General features: G+C 60.7%; 19 protein-coding genes. 13 read left to right on the forward strand and 6 right to left on the reverse strand.

The genetic code is table 11. From position 1 onward, the window contains the following. Window positions 1-110: 110 nt before the first annotated feature. A partial coding sequence (locus GV035_RS29335; RefSeq protein ID WP_442859545.1) for a transposase occupies window positions 111-253 on the forward strand: 143 nt, incomplete at its 3' end. A gap of 48 nt (window positions 254-301) precedes the next feature. On the opposite strand, the gene GV035_RS29045 is transcribed toward GV035_RS29335, so the two are convergent. Then, window positions 302-520, reverse strand: coding sequence for a hypothetical protein (locus GV035_RS29045; RefSeq protein ID WP_201303961.1), 219 nt, complete (start codon window positions 518-520; stop codon window positions 302-304). A 441-nt stretch (window positions 521-961) separates the two neighbouring features. Here GV035_RS29045 and relB point away from each other — a divergent pair, with 441 nt between their 5' ends. Continuing rightward, a complete protein-coding gene (gene relB / locus GV035_RS04960) occupies window positions 962-1,150 on the forward strand; it encodes a type II toxin-antitoxin system RelB family antitoxin (RefSeq protein WP_159834961.1) in 189 nt (62 codons plus the stop codon). Next, on the forward strand, window positions 1,147-1,440 hold the full coding sequence (locus GV035_RS04965) for a type II toxin-antitoxin system RelE/ParE family toxin (RefSeq protein WP_236572440.1): 294 nt from the start codon (window positions 1,147-1,149) through the stop codon (window positions 1,438-1,440). Before relB ends, GV035_RS04965 begins: the two co-directional genes overlap by 4 nt. 632 nt (window positions 1,441-2,072) lie before the next feature. On the opposite strand, the gene GV035_RS29910 is transcribed toward GV035_RS04965, so the two are convergent. Next, window positions 2,073-2,348: a hypothetical protein gene (locus tag GV035_RS29910; RefSeq protein ID WP_442859519.1), complete on the reverse strand. Its 276-nt coding sequence runs from the start codon at window positions 2,346-2,348 to the stop codon at window positions 2,073-2,075. Window positions 2,349-3,587: 1,239 nt separating this feature from the next. Here GV035_RS29910 and GV035_RS04975 point away from each other — a divergent pair. After that, window positions 3,588-3,995, forward strand: a complete 408-nt coding sequence (locus GV035_RS04975) for a DUF2384 domain-containing protein (RefSeq protein WP_159833899.1) — start codon at window positions 3,588-3,590, stop codon at window positions 3,993-3,995. Further along, window positions 3,992-4,513 (forward strand): RES family NAD+ phosphorylase, encoded by a 522-nt coding sequence (locus GV035_RS04980; protein WP_159833900.1) that lies wholly within the window; start codon window positions 3,992-3,994, stop codon window positions 4,511-4,513. Before GV035_RS04975 ends, GV035_RS04980 begins: the two co-directional genes overlap by 4 nt. Before the next feature lie 267 nt (window positions 4,514-4,780). Here GV035_RS04980 and GV035_RS04985 read toward each other — a convergent pair whose 3' ends face one another. From GV035_RS04985 to GV035_RS05000, 4 genes are all read right to left on the reverse strand, one after another. Beyond that, a complete protein-coding gene (locus GV035_RS04985) occupies window positions 4,781-5,701 on the reverse strand; it encodes an NAD(P)/FAD-dependent oxidoreductase (RefSeq protein ID WP_159833901.1) in 921 nt (306 codons plus the stop codon). Between the two features lie 594 nt (window positions 5,702-6,295). Continuing rightward, window positions 6,296-6,718: a PIN domain-containing protein gene (locus GV035_RS04990; protein WP_159833902.1), complete on the reverse strand. Its 423-nt coding sequence runs from the start codon at window positions 6,716-6,718 to the stop codon at window positions 6,296-6,298. Continuing rightward, window positions 6,715-6,957 carry an AbrB/MazE/SpoVT family DNA-binding domain-containing protein gene (locus tag GV035_RS04995; RefSeq protein ID WP_159833903.1) on the reverse strand — a complete coding sequence of 81 codons (243 nt, stop codon included), beginning with the start codon at window positions 6,955-6,957 and terminating at the stop codon, window positions 6,715-6,717. The genes GV035_RS04990 and GV035_RS04995 overlap by 4 nt, the downstream gene beginning before the upstream one ends. Window positions 6,958-7,377: 420 nt before the next feature. Then, window positions 7,378-7,576: integrase core domain-containing protein (locus GV035_RS05000; protein ID WP_159834963.1), on the reverse strand; the 199-nt coding region annotated here is incomplete at its 5' end. A 502-nt stretch (window positions 7,577-8,078) separates the two neighbouring features. On the opposite strand from GV035_RS05000, the gene GV035_RS05005 reads away from it, so the two are divergent. The 8 genes from GV035_RS05005 (at window position 8,079) to GV035_RS05040 (ending at window position 16,950) form a co-directional block, all read left to right on the forward strand. Then, window positions 8,079-8,780 carry a FadR/GntR family transcriptional regulator gene (locus tag GV035_RS05005; RefSeq protein WP_159833904.1) on the forward strand — a complete coding sequence of 234 codons (702 nt, stop codon included), beginning with the start codon at window positions 8,079-8,081 and terminating at the stop codon, window positions 8,778-8,780. A 128-nt stretch (window positions 8,781-8,908) separates the two neighbouring features. Further along, a complete protein-coding gene (locus tag GV035_RS05010) occupies window positions 8,909-10,117 on the forward strand; it encodes a porin (protein WP_268892228.1) in 1,209 nt (402 codons plus the stop codon). 41 nt (window positions 10,118-10,158) lie between these two features. Beyond that, entirely contained in the window at window positions 10,159-10,884 is a 726-nt protein-coding gene (locus tag GV035_RS05015; protein ID WP_236572441.1) for a ribonuclease activity regulator RraA, read from the forward strand. Between the two features lie 84 nt (window positions 10,885-10,968). Next, on the forward strand, window positions 10,969-12,303 hold the full coding sequence (locus tag GV035_RS05020) for an MFS transporter (protein WP_159833906.1): 1,335 nt from the start codon (window positions 10,969-10,971) through the stop codon (window positions 12,301-12,303). Between the two features lie 112 nt (window positions 12,304-12,415). Further along, window positions 12,416-13,636 (forward strand): alpha-hydroxy acid oxidase, encoded by a 1,221-nt coding sequence (locus tag GV035_RS05025; RefSeq protein ID WP_159833907.1) that lies wholly within the window; start codon window positions 12,416-12,418, stop codon window positions 13,634-13,636. Window positions 13,637-13,750: 114 nt separating this feature from the next. Further along, window positions 13,751-14,461 carry a GntR family transcriptional regulator gene (locus GV035_RS05030; protein WP_159833908.1) on the forward strand — a complete coding sequence of 237 codons (711 nt, stop codon included), beginning with the start codon at window positions 13,751-13,753 and terminating at the stop codon, window positions 14,459-14,461. Window positions 14,462-14,611: 150 nt separating this feature from the next. Further along, complete coding sequence (locus tag GV035_RS05035; RefSeq protein ID WP_159833909.1) at window positions 14,612-15,550, forward strand: TauD/TfdA dioxygenase family protein; 939 nt, start codon at window positions 14,612-14,614, stop codon at window positions 15,548-15,550. Window positions 15,551-15,639: 89 nt separating this feature from the next. Continuing rightward, a complete protein-coding gene (locus GV035_RS05040) occupies window positions 15,640-16,950 on the forward strand; it encodes an MFS transporter (RefSeq protein ID WP_159833910.1) in 1,311 nt (436 codons plus the stop codon). Window positions 16,951-17,833: the final 883 nt, after the last annotated feature.

Genomic DNA, 17,833 nt, shown 5'->3' on the forward strand with positions numbered 1-17,833 from the left:
GCAATGATGGCACTGCTGATTCGAGAGTATGCGACTCGGCACGACCGTATCTCAGTGCGGAATATTTCGACGCATGATGGGCGCGTTCAGCTTGACGGAGACAGTCAGCCATGTCGAACGCAGCGGGCCGTACCCATCCCCATCGCACGTATGCGCAAGAATTTAAGCAGCTGGTCATCAGGGAGACATTGGAACCCGGCATGTCGGTGTCGATCGTTGCGCGACGGCACGACATCAACGCCAATGTGGTGTTNTGCCATCCGGCCGCATTCAAGCCTGGCCTACCTGACGCCCGACGAGTTCAAGCAGCGGTATTGTTCAACTGAAGCAATCGAGGCCGTTCTCCAAGATTAAAACGGTCCGAAGAACTCAGGCAGGTCACTGATGCGCCCTTTCGCTCGGCTGCAACAACGTTCGTTCCTTCCGACTTCGCTTTTTCTATCGCGAAGTTCACCATCGTTTCCTTGGCTTGAATCAAGGTCTTGCCGATAACGAAAACATTGACTGGCGGCTTCAGCACGACTTCTCTTCTCCGTATGAGATTGCATGGTGGCGGTCAAAGGACTGCCGACACCAACTCTATCGGTGTTTAACGGCACGCAAGTCAGATTCTTTTGTGCTGCGGCGTTCGCCGACGGCCGCTGTTCGAGGATTGCGACGACTTTTGCACGGAAACAAGCAAGATGGTCGGCGAAACGACTTAAGTTTCCGCCCCCAGGCGACCGCAGGGTCGGTAACGATCTTGTTAGGAAACAATGGCATATCGTGCGTTCCCGTGCCGATGCGGGAGTTGATGGCCGGGGTCGCGACCTGCCCACTTTGCCTTCCGACGTAGGCGGCCCGGGCTACATCTGCCTCGCCGCAATTCCCGCATGCAGCGGCGCTCGCCGCGCTGCGGGCCGGGCACGCATTCATCCCTGAGCGGGAGTATTATTAAGAAACGAACCACTGGGTGATTTATATGGAAACTCGACTCGATCCATACGTCCACGAGCACGATACGGCCGAAGAAGCGGAGACCTTCGACCGCGCGCTACGTGAGCGCGTCGAACGTGCCCGCAGCAGCGCCGAGCCTAGAGTGCCGCACGACAAGGTGATGGACGAGGCGCGCGCGATCATTGAAGCGGAGCTGGAGAAGCAGCGCCGTTGACTCCACTACAGATCGTCTGGGCCGACGAAGCACGCGAAATTTTCCTCGGCTACATACGTTACATCGCCGAGCGCAGCCCGGCAGCGGCGCTCAGGCTGTTTGACGCTGTCGAGAATTCCCTCCGTCCCGTTGCCTATTTTCCGTTTTCCGGGACACCCGGGCGCGTTCCCGGCACCTACGAAATCGTCTCCCACCCGAACTACATCGCGATCTATCAGGTCTCCGACGGCTGTATCGAAGTCGTGGACTTTACTCACGCCCGAAAGCTGTACCCTCCGACCGCGGATTGAGTCCGCCGTTTTGGAACTTCCGGGGCGTCCGCCGCATGGCAGGCAGTTCGTCTGCGGGCGGGTCGCCGAATTGCCGATGCGTCCTTTGTGAAATTGCCCGCCCGAACGGCAAATCGGCGCCCTCTCGCCGTGTTCAATGGTGATAATTCGCATTATCACCATTGCGATTAATGGGAAAAGCCGGGGCAGTAGGGCGTTCCCTTTCCGCTCAGAAGGCTTCAAGACAGCAATAGGAAGCCTCGGATATGGCCACGAAGCCTCGCACCGGCGCGAAAAGCCGCCCTTCGACACGTAAGAACCCCTGAAGTCACAGTGAAAGTCACCGCAGGGCTCGCTTAACGGCCGTGACGCTTAGGCTGGTCGAACAAGCTCGCTATTGGCCGACGCCGAGCCACGTCTGCGCACGACGTCGGCATGCGGTTCCCGCGGCTGCTAACAGACGGGAAATGGCGCTTTTCTAGCGTCTCGACTTTGGAGACCGAGGGGGACTTAGCAGGGGGGGGTCGCCGGTGCTACATCCGGGATGGAACGCGCCAAGTAACACAGCCGGGCCGGCAGACGAGCGTTCTTGACGCGCCTGCATCGCGGAGGTAGCGTGACGTTAAGGGATTTATTAGAGGATCATCGAAACGTCATTTCGCACGGAAGACATTGTTCCAATCGGCGAAGCCCGCGCTCGCTTGACCGAACTCGCGGACGACGTCGTGGCCGGCGCTGAGAAAGTGCTGACGAGAAACGGCGCTGCGTTTGTCGCACTCGTTGACGCAAAAAAGCTCGACTAGCATTAGGCGCTTGAGCGGGAGAGAGGCCACTTGCACCTGCTCGCGGACCTGAAACACGGAATGGAGGACGCCCTTGCCGGCCGAATCACCTCGGCTGACGACTTCAAAAGAGAACTCATGGAGCATGTAGAAAGGCGACGCGCTCAAAAAGAGAAATGATAAAAGTCGACGTCTCGGACACGTTCAAAGAAGCACTGTGGGAGGCTGAGGAGTTCCTACCTCGGCAGAACATCTACTCGGGGCCGCGAGGGGCGGAGCAGCTTGCGATGCGATTGCCTCGCTAGTGGACCTGTTGGCGCGGCACCCTAGAATCGGCCATCGCGCGGAATTGGACAAGGTGACGGCTGCGGCGAGCGTTGAGTGGGTTCGTGACGTCGAGCACTTGGCGACTAGACTGGAGATGCAGGAGCTCTTGCAGTTTGGGCTTGCGCCGTGTGTCATTCTTTACGCTGCATCGACTACCCGCGTCATCCTGCTTTCCATTCGGCACGAGAAGGAGTTGGGGTACGGCACTTACGATCGGGGTTAGCCGGTTGACGGTTGCAACAGGGCGAGGCTGTCACTGCCGGAGGACCGGAGCGTCCGATGATCGAAATGGACCAACAGTGGCTTCAGAACGAAGGGGTAGGCGCCGGACGTAAGCCGCACTTGGGAAGGGGGCCCGTTCGGTCATAGCAGCGCTGCATCTTCGCGATGTCGTCGCAATCTACAACTTTCGCGGATTCTCACTGTATGACGCGTTTTTAAGCCCCGGAACTTATCGTTGGGCATTGTGATAGCAGCACTGGACCCGCGCCAATCGGACGGAGAGCGACAGTGGCGCACGCGGCGCGAGGGTTGTCCGTTCGCATCCGGATCGGTATGCCGCGCGGAGCCTACGAAAAAGGTAGACGGGTGTCCGCCGCTGGGAAAGCGGTGGGTTCTCGACACGGGTGGTCCGTCCCTTTTTAGTTCCACGGGAAACAACGCAATATGATCACTGTGCCATAAGTATGCGGCTAACTAAAAGTTGTTAATGTTACTTATGTCAAGTCCACTCGGCCTTGTTCGGTTCTGCAACTTTCATTTGCTGCCTACGGCGTCGTCTTCGAGGGCAAGCGTCGTCTCGTAGTCCTGTCCGCGGTGAAAGACCCAACGATTGACACAATCACCTGCTTTAGCGGATTCGCGACGATGGCTCATTACGAAATGCGTGACTCGCAGTCCGAGCACAGGATCGTCGTGTTGAGTACGGAAACGCTCGGATCCCGCCATCGCGGTTGGACGGCTGCCTAGGGAAGCTCGGCGCCCAGTTCGAAATTCGTACCCAAGCGTAGCCTCATGCCGTGTGCTATTATTGTGCATATTTGGTGCGTGGGGTGACCTATGAACTTGAGCGCGGATGCAAGTGTCCCTAATGCCAGCGTCAGTTTTGATCGATTCATGGCGTCACTGCGGGATCCCGACGATCCGGCACCGATTGTGTCGGCACGTCGATTCGGCGAAGCGTTGCACATCGACCTGCAAACTCTGGCGCAGCAAGCGCACGTTCATCGAAATACGATCAGCAGACAACCCGCGTCCGAAAGCGTACAACGGTTCCTTCGTGATGCGCTAAGGGTAATCCGCGCAGCAAGCGATCTCTCGGGAGACGTCTCGAAGGCTCTTTATTGGTATCGGAACGAACCCCTGCCAGTGTTCGACTACAAAACCGCCGAACAGTTGGTGTCCGACGGTCGGGCAGACGACATTCTTCGTTTCGTTGCATCCCTCGAAGCGGGCGCGGCGGGATGATTTTCGTTGATCTGTCCGGAGCGACCGCATATCGGATGCTCGTTCCGAGGTGGGCGGTCGCGCCGACGAGCGGAGCCGGGGCGGGAACGCATGGCGGTCGCGCGAATCGCGTCGGACTCAACGCGCTGTATCTGGCCTTGGATCACGACACCGCCGTCAGAGAGTATCAGCAGCTTTCATCCTTGATGCCACCGGGAACGCTGGTTAGCTATACACTCACGGCCGCCCCTATCGTTGACTTCACCGGCGGATATGACAGCGGAAAGTGGTCTCCCTTGTGGGAGGACTTTTATTGCGACTGGCGCCACTGCTGGTTCAATGAACGGATCGAGCCGCCCAGCTGGATCATCGGGGATGAAGTTGTCGCGAGCGGGGCCAAGGGTATCCTCTTCAAGTCGCGACAGACACCTACCGGCACGAACGTCGTTCTGTACACAGAGCATTTTGAGTCGACAGACCACCTCGACGTCTACGATCCGCACAACGCGCTGCCGAAGGACCAGTCGTCGTGGGAGTGAGCTTCGGGGAGACTCAGGTCCGCCCATCGAGTGTCTAGTCCTGGAAGGTATCGAGACGCTAATTCGTCTTGGCGTCGAGAACGCAAGAAAGGTCTGCTTCCGCGCACACCGGTGCCGCAATTAGTAAGGAATCCGAACGCCAATACTATTTATGTCAAGCCTGCGACCGCTTCGTTGCTAAACAGCATCGGTGGCATGTTCACGGCTGCCATCTACCGGCGCAGAGTCGGTCGTGTTGGATAGCCACGCCGTTCATAGCAAGCCTCGCTAAAGCGGATTAGCCGGTAGGCTTCGATGGATAGCCATCGCCGCGATTGCAGCTTCGCCAACTGCGACGCAGATCTGGTTTAGCGAATTCACTGCATCCCCCGCAGCGTACAGTCCGTTTACGCTCGTCCGCTGATGTTTATCGGTCACAATCATGCCGTCGCTGTCTCGCTGCAGATCAAAACCACTCAAAAGGTCCGCTTGCGGGAAGCAGCCAAGCACCGGATAGACAGCATCAAATACGTGTCGGCGTCCATTCAGGCAGGCAACGCTCAGGCGCGCCTCTGTGCTATTTAGTAACTCGAGCGCCCCGGTCGGTATCAAATCGATGGAGTTCTCCGCCGCGAGGACGCGCTCCTGTTGCGTCAGCACATCAATATCGGCGGCGATGACTGCCACCTGCTGACAGAACGTGCGGAAGAACAAGGCATGCGACAGCGCACGTGATGCCGGACCTAGCATTGCGATGCGCTTGCCTTGCGCCTCGAACCCGTCGCATATCGCGCAGAAACGGAGCAATCCTCGTTGAGTCAGCCGAACAGCCTCGTCGATCGGCGGAAGCTTGTCGCAAATTCCACACGCGAGCAATGCACGGTGTGCGACCAGGCTGCGGGACGCTGAACCTTTACTGCTGTAGCGGACGAGAAAGCTGCCGTCTGTCTCCCTTATCGTCGTAACCCGGCCTTCGACGACGGGCACGTCGTAACACTTAATCTGACGACGCATCTTGGCGACCAGTTCATTTCCATTGATGCCGCTCTCGAAGCCAGCGAGGTTACGCACGACGGGGATCAAAGACGCTCTGCTCTGACCGTCATCGATCACGATTGTCGAGCGCCTAAATCGTGCGAGATACAGCGCGGCGGTGAGGCCAGCGGGGCCGCCACCGACAACAATGCAATCAACGATCGGATCCTTCATCAATGTCATCTTTTACAGTCGATCGACCTGCGTTGTGCATACTGGAGTGCGCACGCCATTCCCGGACATGCCGCTTACGTTTTGGTCTACGCAAGCAATATTGATTCCAAGTAAGACGAGCGACGCGTCTACCGGTTGCTCATCAGCGACACAGCTGCGGGCGAACGCTTCCTTACGTCACAGGCGGACGGAGCGATGCCGTTGGCCATAATCGAGATCATGCGCAATGGGACTACCCGGTACCTGCAGTCCGCGACATCTGCGCCACGTGGGAATGACCGGCGCACTGAGCCGATAGCGTGAATCAGGCTGAACGGTGACTATGTGCAGCGTCCCAGATCTTTTCCGTTCGTTGGAAGATCAAGAGATAGGTGTTCAACGCTGCGCGCACGGTTAGTTAGCATCTGCGAGAACGCTTGCAAGTCGGTAGCGCGCTGTTCTTTTCAATGACAAGACAAGGATTGTATGCAAGCGACGAAATTGCTGCAGTCGCCACCAAGCGACCGGCCGAGTCGTCTAAGGCTTTGAGTCTGCCGATCAGTTAATGAGACGCGGCCGAGGATGCGGAGTGTTCGCGGTGCCAAACCGGTCGGCTCAAGAAAACGGGTTGATCACCGTTAGCTCGTCGAAGATAACTTGTCCGTGGTGCATGTCTTCGCTGTAGAGGAGTTCGCAATCTGCCAGCAGCGCGAAAGCAATGATGCAGGCATCGTAGAACCTGAATCCGTACTGGGCTGCAATCCGACGTGCTTCTTTGTGAACGTCAAGTGTCAGGGGCACGACTTCGCAAAACGCTTCGACGTCGTCCAAGATGCGGTCGATCTCGGGCCACGATAGCCCCATCTTCCGGCTCATTACAAGCGTGACCTCGTTCATCACCTGAGTACTGATGACTGGCTTCGAACTTCCGGCAGTCACCAACGCCTCAGCCCTGTCAGCCTTTGCGGCGTCGTCGGAAAACAGGTAGATGATTACGTTACTATCGACGGCAAACCGGGTCGGTGCTGCCGATGTCATTCGGCGTTATCCCGGTCACTGAGTGAGTCCCGATCGAACTTGAAGTCCGCGGGCAGACGTCCCCGATATTTCCGCAGGCGCTCGATCCGTTCCCCAACGGTGGCCTTTTTGCTGACTGAGAACGCGCGAGAATGGTCCGCGTATATCTCAATATCGTCGCCCTCCTTCAGGTCAAGCGCGTCGACGACGCTTGCGGGCAGCCGCACGGCAAGGCTATTACCCCATTTTGCGACCTGCATGATCACCTCCGGATACACGTTATTCGCATTGTATATCCTGCCCCGCGTTGTATCAAGTTCCAACCCGGTTGGTGACCTCCTGACCGACCAATACGCGCGCTGCGAGCGCCGTTTTGCGCACGCTGCTGCGGTTTGCCGGTTCTCCTCCACGCGCGTCTTACGACCCGGCCGACCCAATGCCCATCGTCAGCATATGAGAAACGACCTCCGGCGACACTCGCCGCAGCGCCAAAAGTGCCGAGCGATCGAAGTAACGCTGCGTACTATAGGAGAAGCGACTGAGGTGCTGATTGCTGGTTCTGCCGGCGGTGAATTAGGACAACGAATAAACGAAGGATCATTGGCTTTATGTAGAATGCTCCCGCCGTGCTCGAAGACGTCCGCGACTGTTTCTGACCTGCCTGAGTTCTTCGGACCGTTTTAATCTTGGAGAACGGCCTCGATTGCTTCAGTTGAACAATACCGCTGCTTGAACTCGTCGGGCGTCAGGTAGGCCAGGCTTGAATGCGGCCGGATGGCATTGTAGTGACGCCGCCACTGCTCGATCACAACCTTCGCTTCCGTGCGGGTTCGAAACCATTCAAGACTCAGGCATTCATCTCGGAACTTGCCGTTAAAGNTCAAGCTCACAGGTGGGTTCGGTGACATGGCTGAGCTCCCGCTGGATGACCAACTGCCAGCTTGCCACCGGTTGAAACCCGACATCTGTAAATAGCCAGAACACGACATTAGGATATAGCCGCTACAGAACGATCGTTTGATAATGTTAATTATGTCAAGCATGCAAAATCCCTGCGGCTCCCCGACCTTCTAGGTTCTCGTCGTCATAAAGGGCAAGCGTCGTCGTCTCGGCCGTTTATAAGACATCACCAATACGATCCCGCTCGAGCGTATGCGCGGTGAGCTTCGTCGATAAGGGACGACGGCGAGGGTTTGCGTCGCGTGCTGGGCGAACGGTTGCGCGCCACCCCAATCAACGAGGTGTCGGCGCCGCACGGATTCTGCATCGGACGAGCACGTTCGCAACGACCGCCCGTGACGTGCTGTGTGCCGGCGATTTCGACGTTGACACCGCGCGCTCGGCACGGTATTGTCCGACAACCTGATTAATCGCCAAAGCAATGCTTGAGCTCGAAAGACCTGACTCGCTGGTGCAGCGAGTAGTGGGAGCGATCCGTGCAGAGATTCAGGCGGGCAACTTCCCCGCCGAATCTCGCTTGCCGACCGAGCAACAACTCTCGGAACGGCTCAACGTCAGCCGCTCGGTTGTCCGCGAAGCCATCGCCCAATTGAAGTCTGATGGCGTCCTGGTCGCACGCCGCGGCGCGGGCTCCTTCATTTCCGGCACTCCTTCCGGCACGGTCTTTCGCCTTCCCAGCCACGGCGGAAACCACATCGATCTCCCGCAATTGTTCGAGTTTCGACTGTGGATAGAGACTCAGGCAGCCACCGCGGCCGCGCGACGTCGGACGCGCTCGGACCTGAAGCATATGAGCGATGCGATCCGGCAGATGGAGCTGAAGCGCAACGATTCGAAGGCGGCGTCGGCGGCGGATGTCGCGTTTCATCGCGCCATCGCGGCGGCGACCAAGAACGATTACTTCGTCGCGTTCCACGATTTCCTCCATAGCCAGCTCGCTATCGCGCGGCGCGCGCAGTGGGAAAAGACGGCGCACCACGCCGGCGACTATGCCTGGCGCGAGCACGGTGAACTGTTCGACGCCATAGAGCGCGGCGATTGCGTCGAGGCTGCCGCCTCAGCCGAGCGCCATTTGCGCGCCGCAGCAAAGCGACAAGGCATAGACCTGCCCCGCAACGACTGACTGACGGCGCCTGAGTTTCCAGAAGCGCCGTAGAAATTCCCGTACTTTGTCTGACAACCTGATTTTCTGACTATCACACGCTGCACCCGTACTTCCCGATACGAACCAAATACAACCGGAGACATTCAGTGAAAGAGCAAGTTCAGGTCCGAAGCTATTTCAAGCACCTCCCGCTTGCCGGGCTCGCCGCCGCGTGCGCGTTGACGGCTGCCGGCAAGGCGCACGCGCAAGGCAGCCTGACGCTATACGGCATCCTCGACGAGGGCGTGAACTATACGAGCAACGTGCAGACGAGCCCCGGCAACGGCCATAACCTGTTCAGTTTGTCGAGTGGCATCCTGAGCGGCAGCCGCTGGGGGCTGCGCGGCGTGGAAGACATCGGCGGCGGCCTGAAAGCGATCGTGGTGCTGGAGAACGGTTTCGACGTAAACAACGGGCGGATGGGCCAGGGGTCGCTCGAATTTGGTCGTCAGGCGTATGTCGGACTCTCGACGAACGTCGGATCCGTCATGCTGGGCCGCCAGTACGACCCCGTCGTCGACTATGTGCATGCGCTGATGCCGAGCGCGATGTTCTCGGGAAGCATCGGCGCGCACCCGGCTGACCTCGACAATCTGAACAACGCGAACCGCGTGAACAATGCGGTCAAGTACCGCACGGTCAATCTGAGCGGCTTCTCGGCCGAAGGGCTTTATAGCTTCGGCGGCGTGCCCGGCAGCGTCGGCACGAATCAGATATGGTCGATGGGCGTCGGCTATTCGAGCGGTCCGCTCAACGTCGGGGCGGGCTATCTCAACGCGCGCAACCCGGACGCTTCGTTCTTCGGCACGGCGGTCGGCGCCACGGCGGCGAGCAACAACTTCGGCAGCTCCCCAGTGATCAATGGTTATGCGTCGGCGCAAACCCAGCAGATCATCGGCGCCGGCGCGACTTACGCGATCGGCCGTGCGACGCTCGGCGCCATCTACTCCAACACCCGGTTCAAGGACTTGAGCGGCACCGTATCCGTCCTGAACCCGGCGGGAGCCAGCGGCACCGCGACCTTCAACAGCGGCGAACTCGACTTCCAGTATCAATTGACGCCGGCGCTGTCGCTCGGCGCGGCCTACAGCTACACGAAAAGCGGCGGCACGCATGACGCCACGTATCACCAGGGCGCGCTCGCCGCCGACTACGCGGTCTCCAAGCGGACCGACTTTTATCTGATCGGTGTCTTGCAACACGCGTCAGGCACCGACTCGACCGGCCATGCGGCGCGCGCGGCGCTCAACGGCCTCACGCCGTCGTCGTCGGATCAGCAGGCGGCCATCCGCTTCGCCGTGCGCCACAAGTTCTGACGCGTCGCCACACCCGGCTTAACCTCAACAGGATGCTTCCAGTGAATACCACCCGTCCGCTCACCGACGAGAACCGCGCGCGCCTTCGTGGCGTCAGCACGGCCACCCTGACTACTGCGCTCTTCAAGCGCGGCCTGTGCAACGTCTGCATACAGGGCGTGCTGCCCGTCAATCCGGCGGCGGCGCGCATGGTCGGCGAGGCGTTCACGCTGCGCTATATTCCGGCGCGCGAGGACCTCGACACCCTGTCCGTGTTCAACGATCGCAGTCATCCGCAGCGGCGCGGCGTCGAGGAGATTCCGGCCGGTCACGTCATGGTCGTCGATTCCCGCAAGGACCCGCGCGCGGCGTCTGCGGGCGGCATCCTCATCACGCGAATGATGATGCGCGGCGTCGCGGGGATCGTCACCGACGGCGGATTTCGCGACACCCCGGATTTGCGTTCGCTCGGCTTCCCGTGCTATGCGGCCCGCCCGTCCGCGCCGACGAACCTGATACACCACCACGCCGTGGACCTGAACGTGCCGATTGCCTGTGGCGATGTCGCCGTGTATCCCGGCGACATCATCGTGGGCGATGCGGAAGGCGTGGTCGTGGTCCCGGCGCACCTCGTGAACGAAATCGCCGAGGAAGCGGCCGCGATGACGCTCTTCGAGGATTGGGTCGATGCGCGCGTGCGCGAAGGCCGCTCCACCTTCGGCCTCTATCCGCCCGACGAGTCGACGCGTGCGCAATTCGAAGCGTGGCGGGCAGAAAGAAGCAAGTAATCCGGAACGGCGACGCGGCGCCCTGGTGCCCCGCACAGCCACCATAACGTCAAGCGCCACGGCGAGCGCAGAATGCCGCCGGGCATGGAGACCCTAGTGACAAACCGTAGTGTGGAAGCTCGACTTTTCACGCGCGTGGCGTGGCGGCTCGTGCCGCTTCTCATCGCGATCTTTCTTACCGCCTATATCGACCGCGCGAACATCGGCTTCGCCAAGCTGCAGATGCTCACGAGCCTGCATATGAGCGAGGCATCGTACGGGTTCGCCTCTTCGCTGTTCTTCATCGGCTATCTGCTGTGCGAGGTGCCGAGCAACCTGGCGATGCATCGGTATGGCGCGCGCCGCTGGATTTCGCGCATCATGTTCACGTGGGGCGTCGCGACGCTGCTGCTCGCCTGGACGCCGTCCGAAACCGCGTTTCAGGTGCTGCGCTTCCTGTTGGGCGCGGCCGAAGCGGGACTGTATCCCGGCATCATCCTTTATCTCGGCATGTGGTTTCCCGAGCCCCAGCGCACCGGCATCATCGGGTTGCTCACGCTCGGCAGCAGCATGGGCAACATGCTCGGCTCGCTCATAGGCGGCTTCTCGCTCGAACTGCACGGTGCGCTCGGCCTCGAAGGCTGGCAGTGGGTCTTTCTCACGACAGGCACGCCGGCCGTCCTGCTGACCTTCGTTTCCTTGTACTTCCTCCCGGACAATCCGCGCTCGGCGCCCTTTCTCTCCGAGCGCGAGAAGGAGGTCATAGAGGACAGTCTGCGGCGTGATCCGGCGCCGGTTCAGGCGACGGGCGGCGCGTGGTCGTTCAGCTCGCTCTTCACCGTGGCGCTCTTTTCGATCGGCTATGGCACGATCTCGATTGCGATCTACGGTATCGCCTACTGGCTCCCTACGCTTGTCCGGGGCTTTGGCGTATCGAGCAGTGTCAACGGCATGCTCAACATGATTCCGTGGTTCCTGACATCACTGATGCTGCTGTGGCTGCCGCGCCGCTTGCGTACGCCTCGCAACGTGCTGATGGCCGCGTTCGCTGCGGCGTTCCTCGGCATTCTGTGCTTTATCGCGAGCGTCGGGCCGTTTTCGAATGCGGTGCGTTTCGCGGCGCTTTCGGCCGGCGCGCCGTGCCTGTATCTGATGATCCCGTGCTTCTGGGCGTTGCCGCCACGGCTACTGCCGGCATCGTTCATGAAGGGCGCGGGCGGCGCGGCGGCGCTCGCGGTCATTGCCGCGGGGTCGAGTGTCGGCGGGTTCCTCGCGCAAAACATTATGCCGTGGGTCGGAAAGGTCATGCACAGCACCTCGGCGCCGATGCTCGTGCCGGCCGTCAGCCTGCTGTTGCTCGGAACCGGGGCGCTCGTCGTATGGTTCCGTCTCGGTCTCGCGGGACGCGACGGCAACGATGCGGTCACGGCCGCGCACTGATTTCGCTCACAAGCCTGCCCTTTCGGGGCGCATGGAAACGGTCCCGCACGCTCGTCGTGTTCTTAAGCGACGAGCGCGGGACGATCGAAAAAACGGAAGGTCGTTGCGCGGCATGATCAAAACCAGGCAATCCACAACCGTCTCCCGGCAACTGCGCGGCTTCCTGTCGCTCGCCGATTTCGAAGCGGCCGCGAGGCGCAAGCTGCCGCGCCCTCTCTTCGGCTACGTCGCGGGCGCGACGGAAGACAATGCGTCCCTCGCGGACAACCGCGCGGCGTTCAACGAGCTCGGCTTCGTGCCGCGGGTATTGCGCAACGTGTCGCAGCGGAGCCAGTCGATCGAGCTTTTCGGCGTACGCTACGAGTCCCCGGTCGGTATCGCGCCGATGGGCATCAGTTCGTTGACGGGCTATCGCGGCGACCTCGCCCAGGCCCAGGCGGCGCGGGCCTGCGGCGTGCCCATGATTCTCAGCGCGGCATCGCTCGTGCGGGTCGAAGAAGTCGTCGAGGCCGCGCCGGGCACATGGTTTCAGGTCTACATGCCGAGAACGCTCGAAGAAATGCGCGCGCTGGTGGAAAGAGTCAGCGCCGCCAACGTGTCGACGCTGGTCGTCACGGTGGACTCGTCGGTCGTGCCGAACCGGGAGAACAACCTGCGCAACGGCTTCAGGACGCCGCTCAGGCCGAACTTTCAGCTATTGCGCGACGGCCTGACGCATCCGCACTGGTCGCTCCTCACGTTTCTGCGCACGTTGATTCGTCATGGCATGCCGCACTTCGAGAATGCCTCGGCGCAACGAGGCGAGCCGTTGCTCTCGCGTCGCGCCAACCGGGATTTCAGCGGGCGTGAGCATCTGGACTGGGACGCGATCCGCGAAATTCGCGCGCGCTGGAGGGGGCCGCTGGTAATCAAAGGCATCCTGCATCCGGACGATGCCGCGACTGCCCGAAACCTCGGAGCGGACGGCATTATCGTGTCCAACCATGGCGGCCGGCAGCTCGACGGATCGGTCTCGCCGATGCGCATGTTGCCTCCTATCGCCGAAGCCTGCCCGGACATGCCGCTCATGATCGACAGCGGCTTTCGACGCGGCACGGACGTATTGAAGGCTGTCGCTCTGGGCGCGACGTGCGCTTTCATCGGGCGGCCGATGAACTACGCGGCGTGCGTGGGCGGGCAAGCCGGCGTCGAGCACGCCATCGGCCTTGTGAAGGCCGAGATTCACGCGGACATGGGACTCCTCGGCGTGAACCGTCTCGACGAACTCGGGCCCGAGTTTCTGCGTCTGTTGAGGTTCGCGCCCGGCGAGCTCGGCGCGGGCGCATATCGCTGATTGGGGCGAGCCAGTCGTGAGTGGTGATGAGCGCAGCGCCGCACCGTGGACCGGGACGCGCGAATAAGCGGTATATTGCGAGCTTGGCTCAATACGGCATCCGGAGACCGTCACGTGCAGCGCCTGAAGGACGTCAGAGGCACCCCAGCGACCACCGCACCAGGGCAAGGGTCGGCGACCACGCTCACCCAGGAAGCCTATCGGCGTCTGGAAGAAATGATCGTGACGCTGGAACTGGCGCCGGGCACGCTCGTATCGGAAGCTATTCTGAGCCGCCAACTCGGCATCGGCACCACGCCGATACGCGAGGCACTGCAACGGCTCGCGCGTGAATACCTCGTGGAAATCATTCCCCGTCGCGGCGTGGTCGTCACGACCATCGACGTGCGCCGCCAGTTCGAAGTGCTCGAAACGCGGCGCGAACTCGACCGGCTGCTCAGTTCGGCGGCGGCGAGGCGGTCCAACGCGCTGGAACGCAAAGCGTTCGCGGCCAACTTCGAGCGCACGGAGAAGTCCGTCGCCGATGGTGACACGCGCGAATTCCTCCGGCTCGACGCCGAACTCAACCAGTTGCTGTCGAAGGCCGCGCGCAACGCCACGGCGGCCGCGCTCGCCTCGACGCTGCATACCGTCTCGCGCCGCTTCTGGTTCTATCACCACGATCAGCACAATCCGCTCGGAGAGATCGGTCCGGTTCACTGCCACCTCGTCGAGGCGATCGCATCGGGCGATCCGGCGCACGCCGGGCATGCCTCCAACCGCCTCATCGACTATCTCACCACCTTCGCGCAGTCGACGCTCCCGCATCCGCTGACGCTTGACTGACCGCCCGCCCCGCTTCCACCCAAGCTTGCGTCGCTGGTTGGGTTTCCTCGCAGTTGCAGGCCGCGCAACAAGCGCCTTACCATCGCTTCATGTCTGGCATGCCAGTCACATACCAGAAGGGAACCGAAACTTTTCCAAGGAGCGAAGACGATGGAGCAAGCGGAACTCAATACCGATTACGTCATTACGCCGCTGGCAGACGCGCTGGGTGCCGAAGTAACCGGCCTCGATCTCACGCAGCCGATACTTCCCGAGACGATCGCAGAGATGAAGCGAGCCATCGCGACGTACGGCGTGCTGTGTTTTCGCAGGCAGTCGCTCACGGAAGCGCAGCAGATCGAATTCTCGAAGCTGTGGGGCCCGCTCGAAGACTTCCCGGAGGAAGACAAGACCGTATCCGCGCCAACCGTCTATCACGTGGCGAACGTGTCCGCGGACGGTCAAAGCCTGCCGGAAACCGATTTCCGCGTGATTTTCCAGAAGGTGAACGCACGCTGGCATACGGACAGCTCGTATCGTTACGTGCCCGCGTATGTTTCCCTGCTCTACGGAATCGAAGTAATGCCGAAGGGCGCGCCGGGCGGGCGCACCGGCTTTTCCAACATGATCGCGGCTTATGCCGCGTTGCCCGACGATCTCAAGGACGAAATCGAGCCGCTGCACATGGTGCATACGTACGAATTTGGCCGGCGCCTTTTTCCCGAACTTCCGCCTCTTACGAAATTCGAGAAGGAAGCGGTTCCGCCCGTGAGTCACCCGCTCGTGCGCGTGCATCCCGATCGCGACTACGAGCGCTCGCTGTACCTCACGGCGAACGCCGGCAACGAGATCAGCGGTCTGCCACTGGACGAAGCCCGCGTGCTGCATCGCAAGCTCGTCGAGCACATCTCGCAGCCGCAGTTCACCTATTTCCACGAGTGGGAAAAGGGCGACCTCGTCGTATGGGACAACCGCACCATGCTGCACAAGGCGGAAGCCTACGACATGAGCAAGTATCGCCGCGTCTTTCGCCGCACGACCGTGGCGGGCGACGGCCCCGTGCTCGGCCCGTATTCGCGTGCCGTGATCGACAAGGTTCGTCCGCGCTGATGGCAGCCGGCTGACCGCCTGCACTTCCGAACAAGCGATAACGGCCGCGGCGTCGCGCGGCCTCACAAGGAAACTCTCGAGGAGACACCATGCAGGAGAAGTCGACACGCCTGAAGCGAATCCAGGTCATGGCGATCGCATTGCTGACGATCGCGGGCATCGTGAATTATCTCGACCGCAGCACGCTCTCCATCGCCAATCATTCGGTGAGTACGGAACTGGGCTTGTCTGCCTCCCAGATGGGATTGCTGCTCTCCGCGTTTTCCTTCGCCTATGCCTTCGCGCAGCTGCCTATCGGCGTGTTGCTGGACCGCTTCGGCGCACGGATCATGCTCGGCGTCGGCATGTTCGTGTGGTCGACCGCCCAGTTGTGCGGCGGACTCGTGTCGAACCTGACGCAATTTCTCGTCGCGCGCGTGGCGCTCGGCCTCGGCGAGTCGCCGAATTTTCCGGCGGGCGCAAAGGTCGTGAGCGAATGGTTCGGCGTCCATGAGCGCGGCAGGCCGACGGGCATCTTCATCACTTCGTCCACCATCGGTCCCGCACTTGCTCCTCCGGTACTGACCGTGCTGCTGCTCGTATTCGGCTGGCGCGCCATGTTTGTCATCATGGGTGTGCTCGGCATCGTCGTGTCGATCGGCTGGTATCTGCTCTATCGCGACCGCCGCTCGATGCCGCTCGACCCACGCGAACTCGCCTATCTCACCGACGGCGAAAGCGGCGAACGGGCGGAGCGCCGCATGACGATGCTCGAATGGCGCAGCCTCTTCAGCAAGGCGACGACGTGGGGCATGATTTTCGGCAACATGGGCGTGATTTACATGGTCTGGTTGTATCTGACCTGGCTGCCCGCGTATCTGGAACACGAGCGGCATCTGTCGATCGCGAACACCGGATGGCTCGTTTCGATTCCGTACCTGTTCGGCACGCTTGGCATGCTGTCGAGCGGCTTCGTCGCCGACGGATTGATGGCGCGCGGAATGGCGCCCATGCGCAGCCGCAAGTGGCCGATTTGCGTGGGACTTGTCGGCGCCGCCCTCTTCACCGTTCCCGCAGCGTTCACGCCGAATCTGACGTTGGCAATGATCTACCTGTGCGCCGCCATGTTTTTCGTGAACATGGCGAGCGGCGCATGCTGGGCGCTTGCAACGGTTGCCGCGCCACGGCACATGGTCGCGTCGCTCGCAAGCATTCAGAACTTCGGCGGCTATTTCGGCGGCTCGTTCGCGCCGTTCATCACGGGCGTCGTCGTCGACACGACCCACTCGTTCGTCAATGCGTTTCTCATCAGCGCGGGTGTCGCGTTCGGCGCCGCGCTCGTCTACATGTTCGTGGTGCGTCGGCGCATCGAAGAGCCGGAGGCAGACGTGTCGAGCCTGGGTCTTTCGAAACTGAATTGATGCATGGGGACTGATGCAGCTCGCTGCTTTATGCTTCGCCTACCTCTGACGCTCTGTGCCCGAATCACTGAGCCGTTGCCCTGCCTGCGGCTCACAGTTGCACCGGCTTCGGCACAGTTCTTGATTAATGTCTACTGCAATTGATCTTTCGTTCGTTGAATCGCTTGCGCCTCTGCCTTGCCACCGCATCAAACGCAGGAAACAAGACAGAGGGCTCAACAGAAATCGTTCGGGATTGAGTGTCGCGTTCCGCCGTTGCTTCGAACGAGCGACGGCGGAAGCGTCATCGTCAGGACTGAACGCCCTTCAGATGCTTGAGTTTGATGGGCCAGCCGCTCTGGTTAGGCTGCGTCACCGACTCCGTTTCGATACGTTCGATGATCTTCCCGTCAGCATCTTTTCGCACCGACACGGACTTCGTATAGGTGGTCGAAACACATCCGGACAACAGAACCGAAATTGCACAAGGTGTCAGCACCAACGTCTTTTTCTTTTACATTCGTCCTAAGTTGAGACACCACCCGGAGAGAGGCTCCCTCCGGATGAAGGGTGCTTGCCCGGTCAGTATGAGATCGGGCTCAGAAGCGCAGGTGCACCGAACTCCTGCACCTTCGCATTCGATTGCTGAAAATACAGCATCCAGAATTGCTTGAGCACGGCCATCGTCACCGGATCGCGATACGCATTGCGTGCTTTCCCATCGCCGGAGAGCAGCCCCGCGCCGTAGGACGCGTAAGACCTCCAGCATCACGGCTCGCCGGTACACGAGATCGCCAGGCGGGTACGGTCCGAGGCACTCTTCAACGCTCGAATAGACTTCCTGACCGGGCCGCGGTGCGAATATGTCACCAAGCGAAGGGCTTCGGTAGCTGGGCTGCGCTCA

Source organism: Burkholderia sp. 8Y, from assembly GCF_902506145.1.
Taxonomy (GTDB): Bacteria; Pseudomonadota; Gammaproteobacteria; order Burkholderiales; family Burkholderiaceae; genus Caballeronia.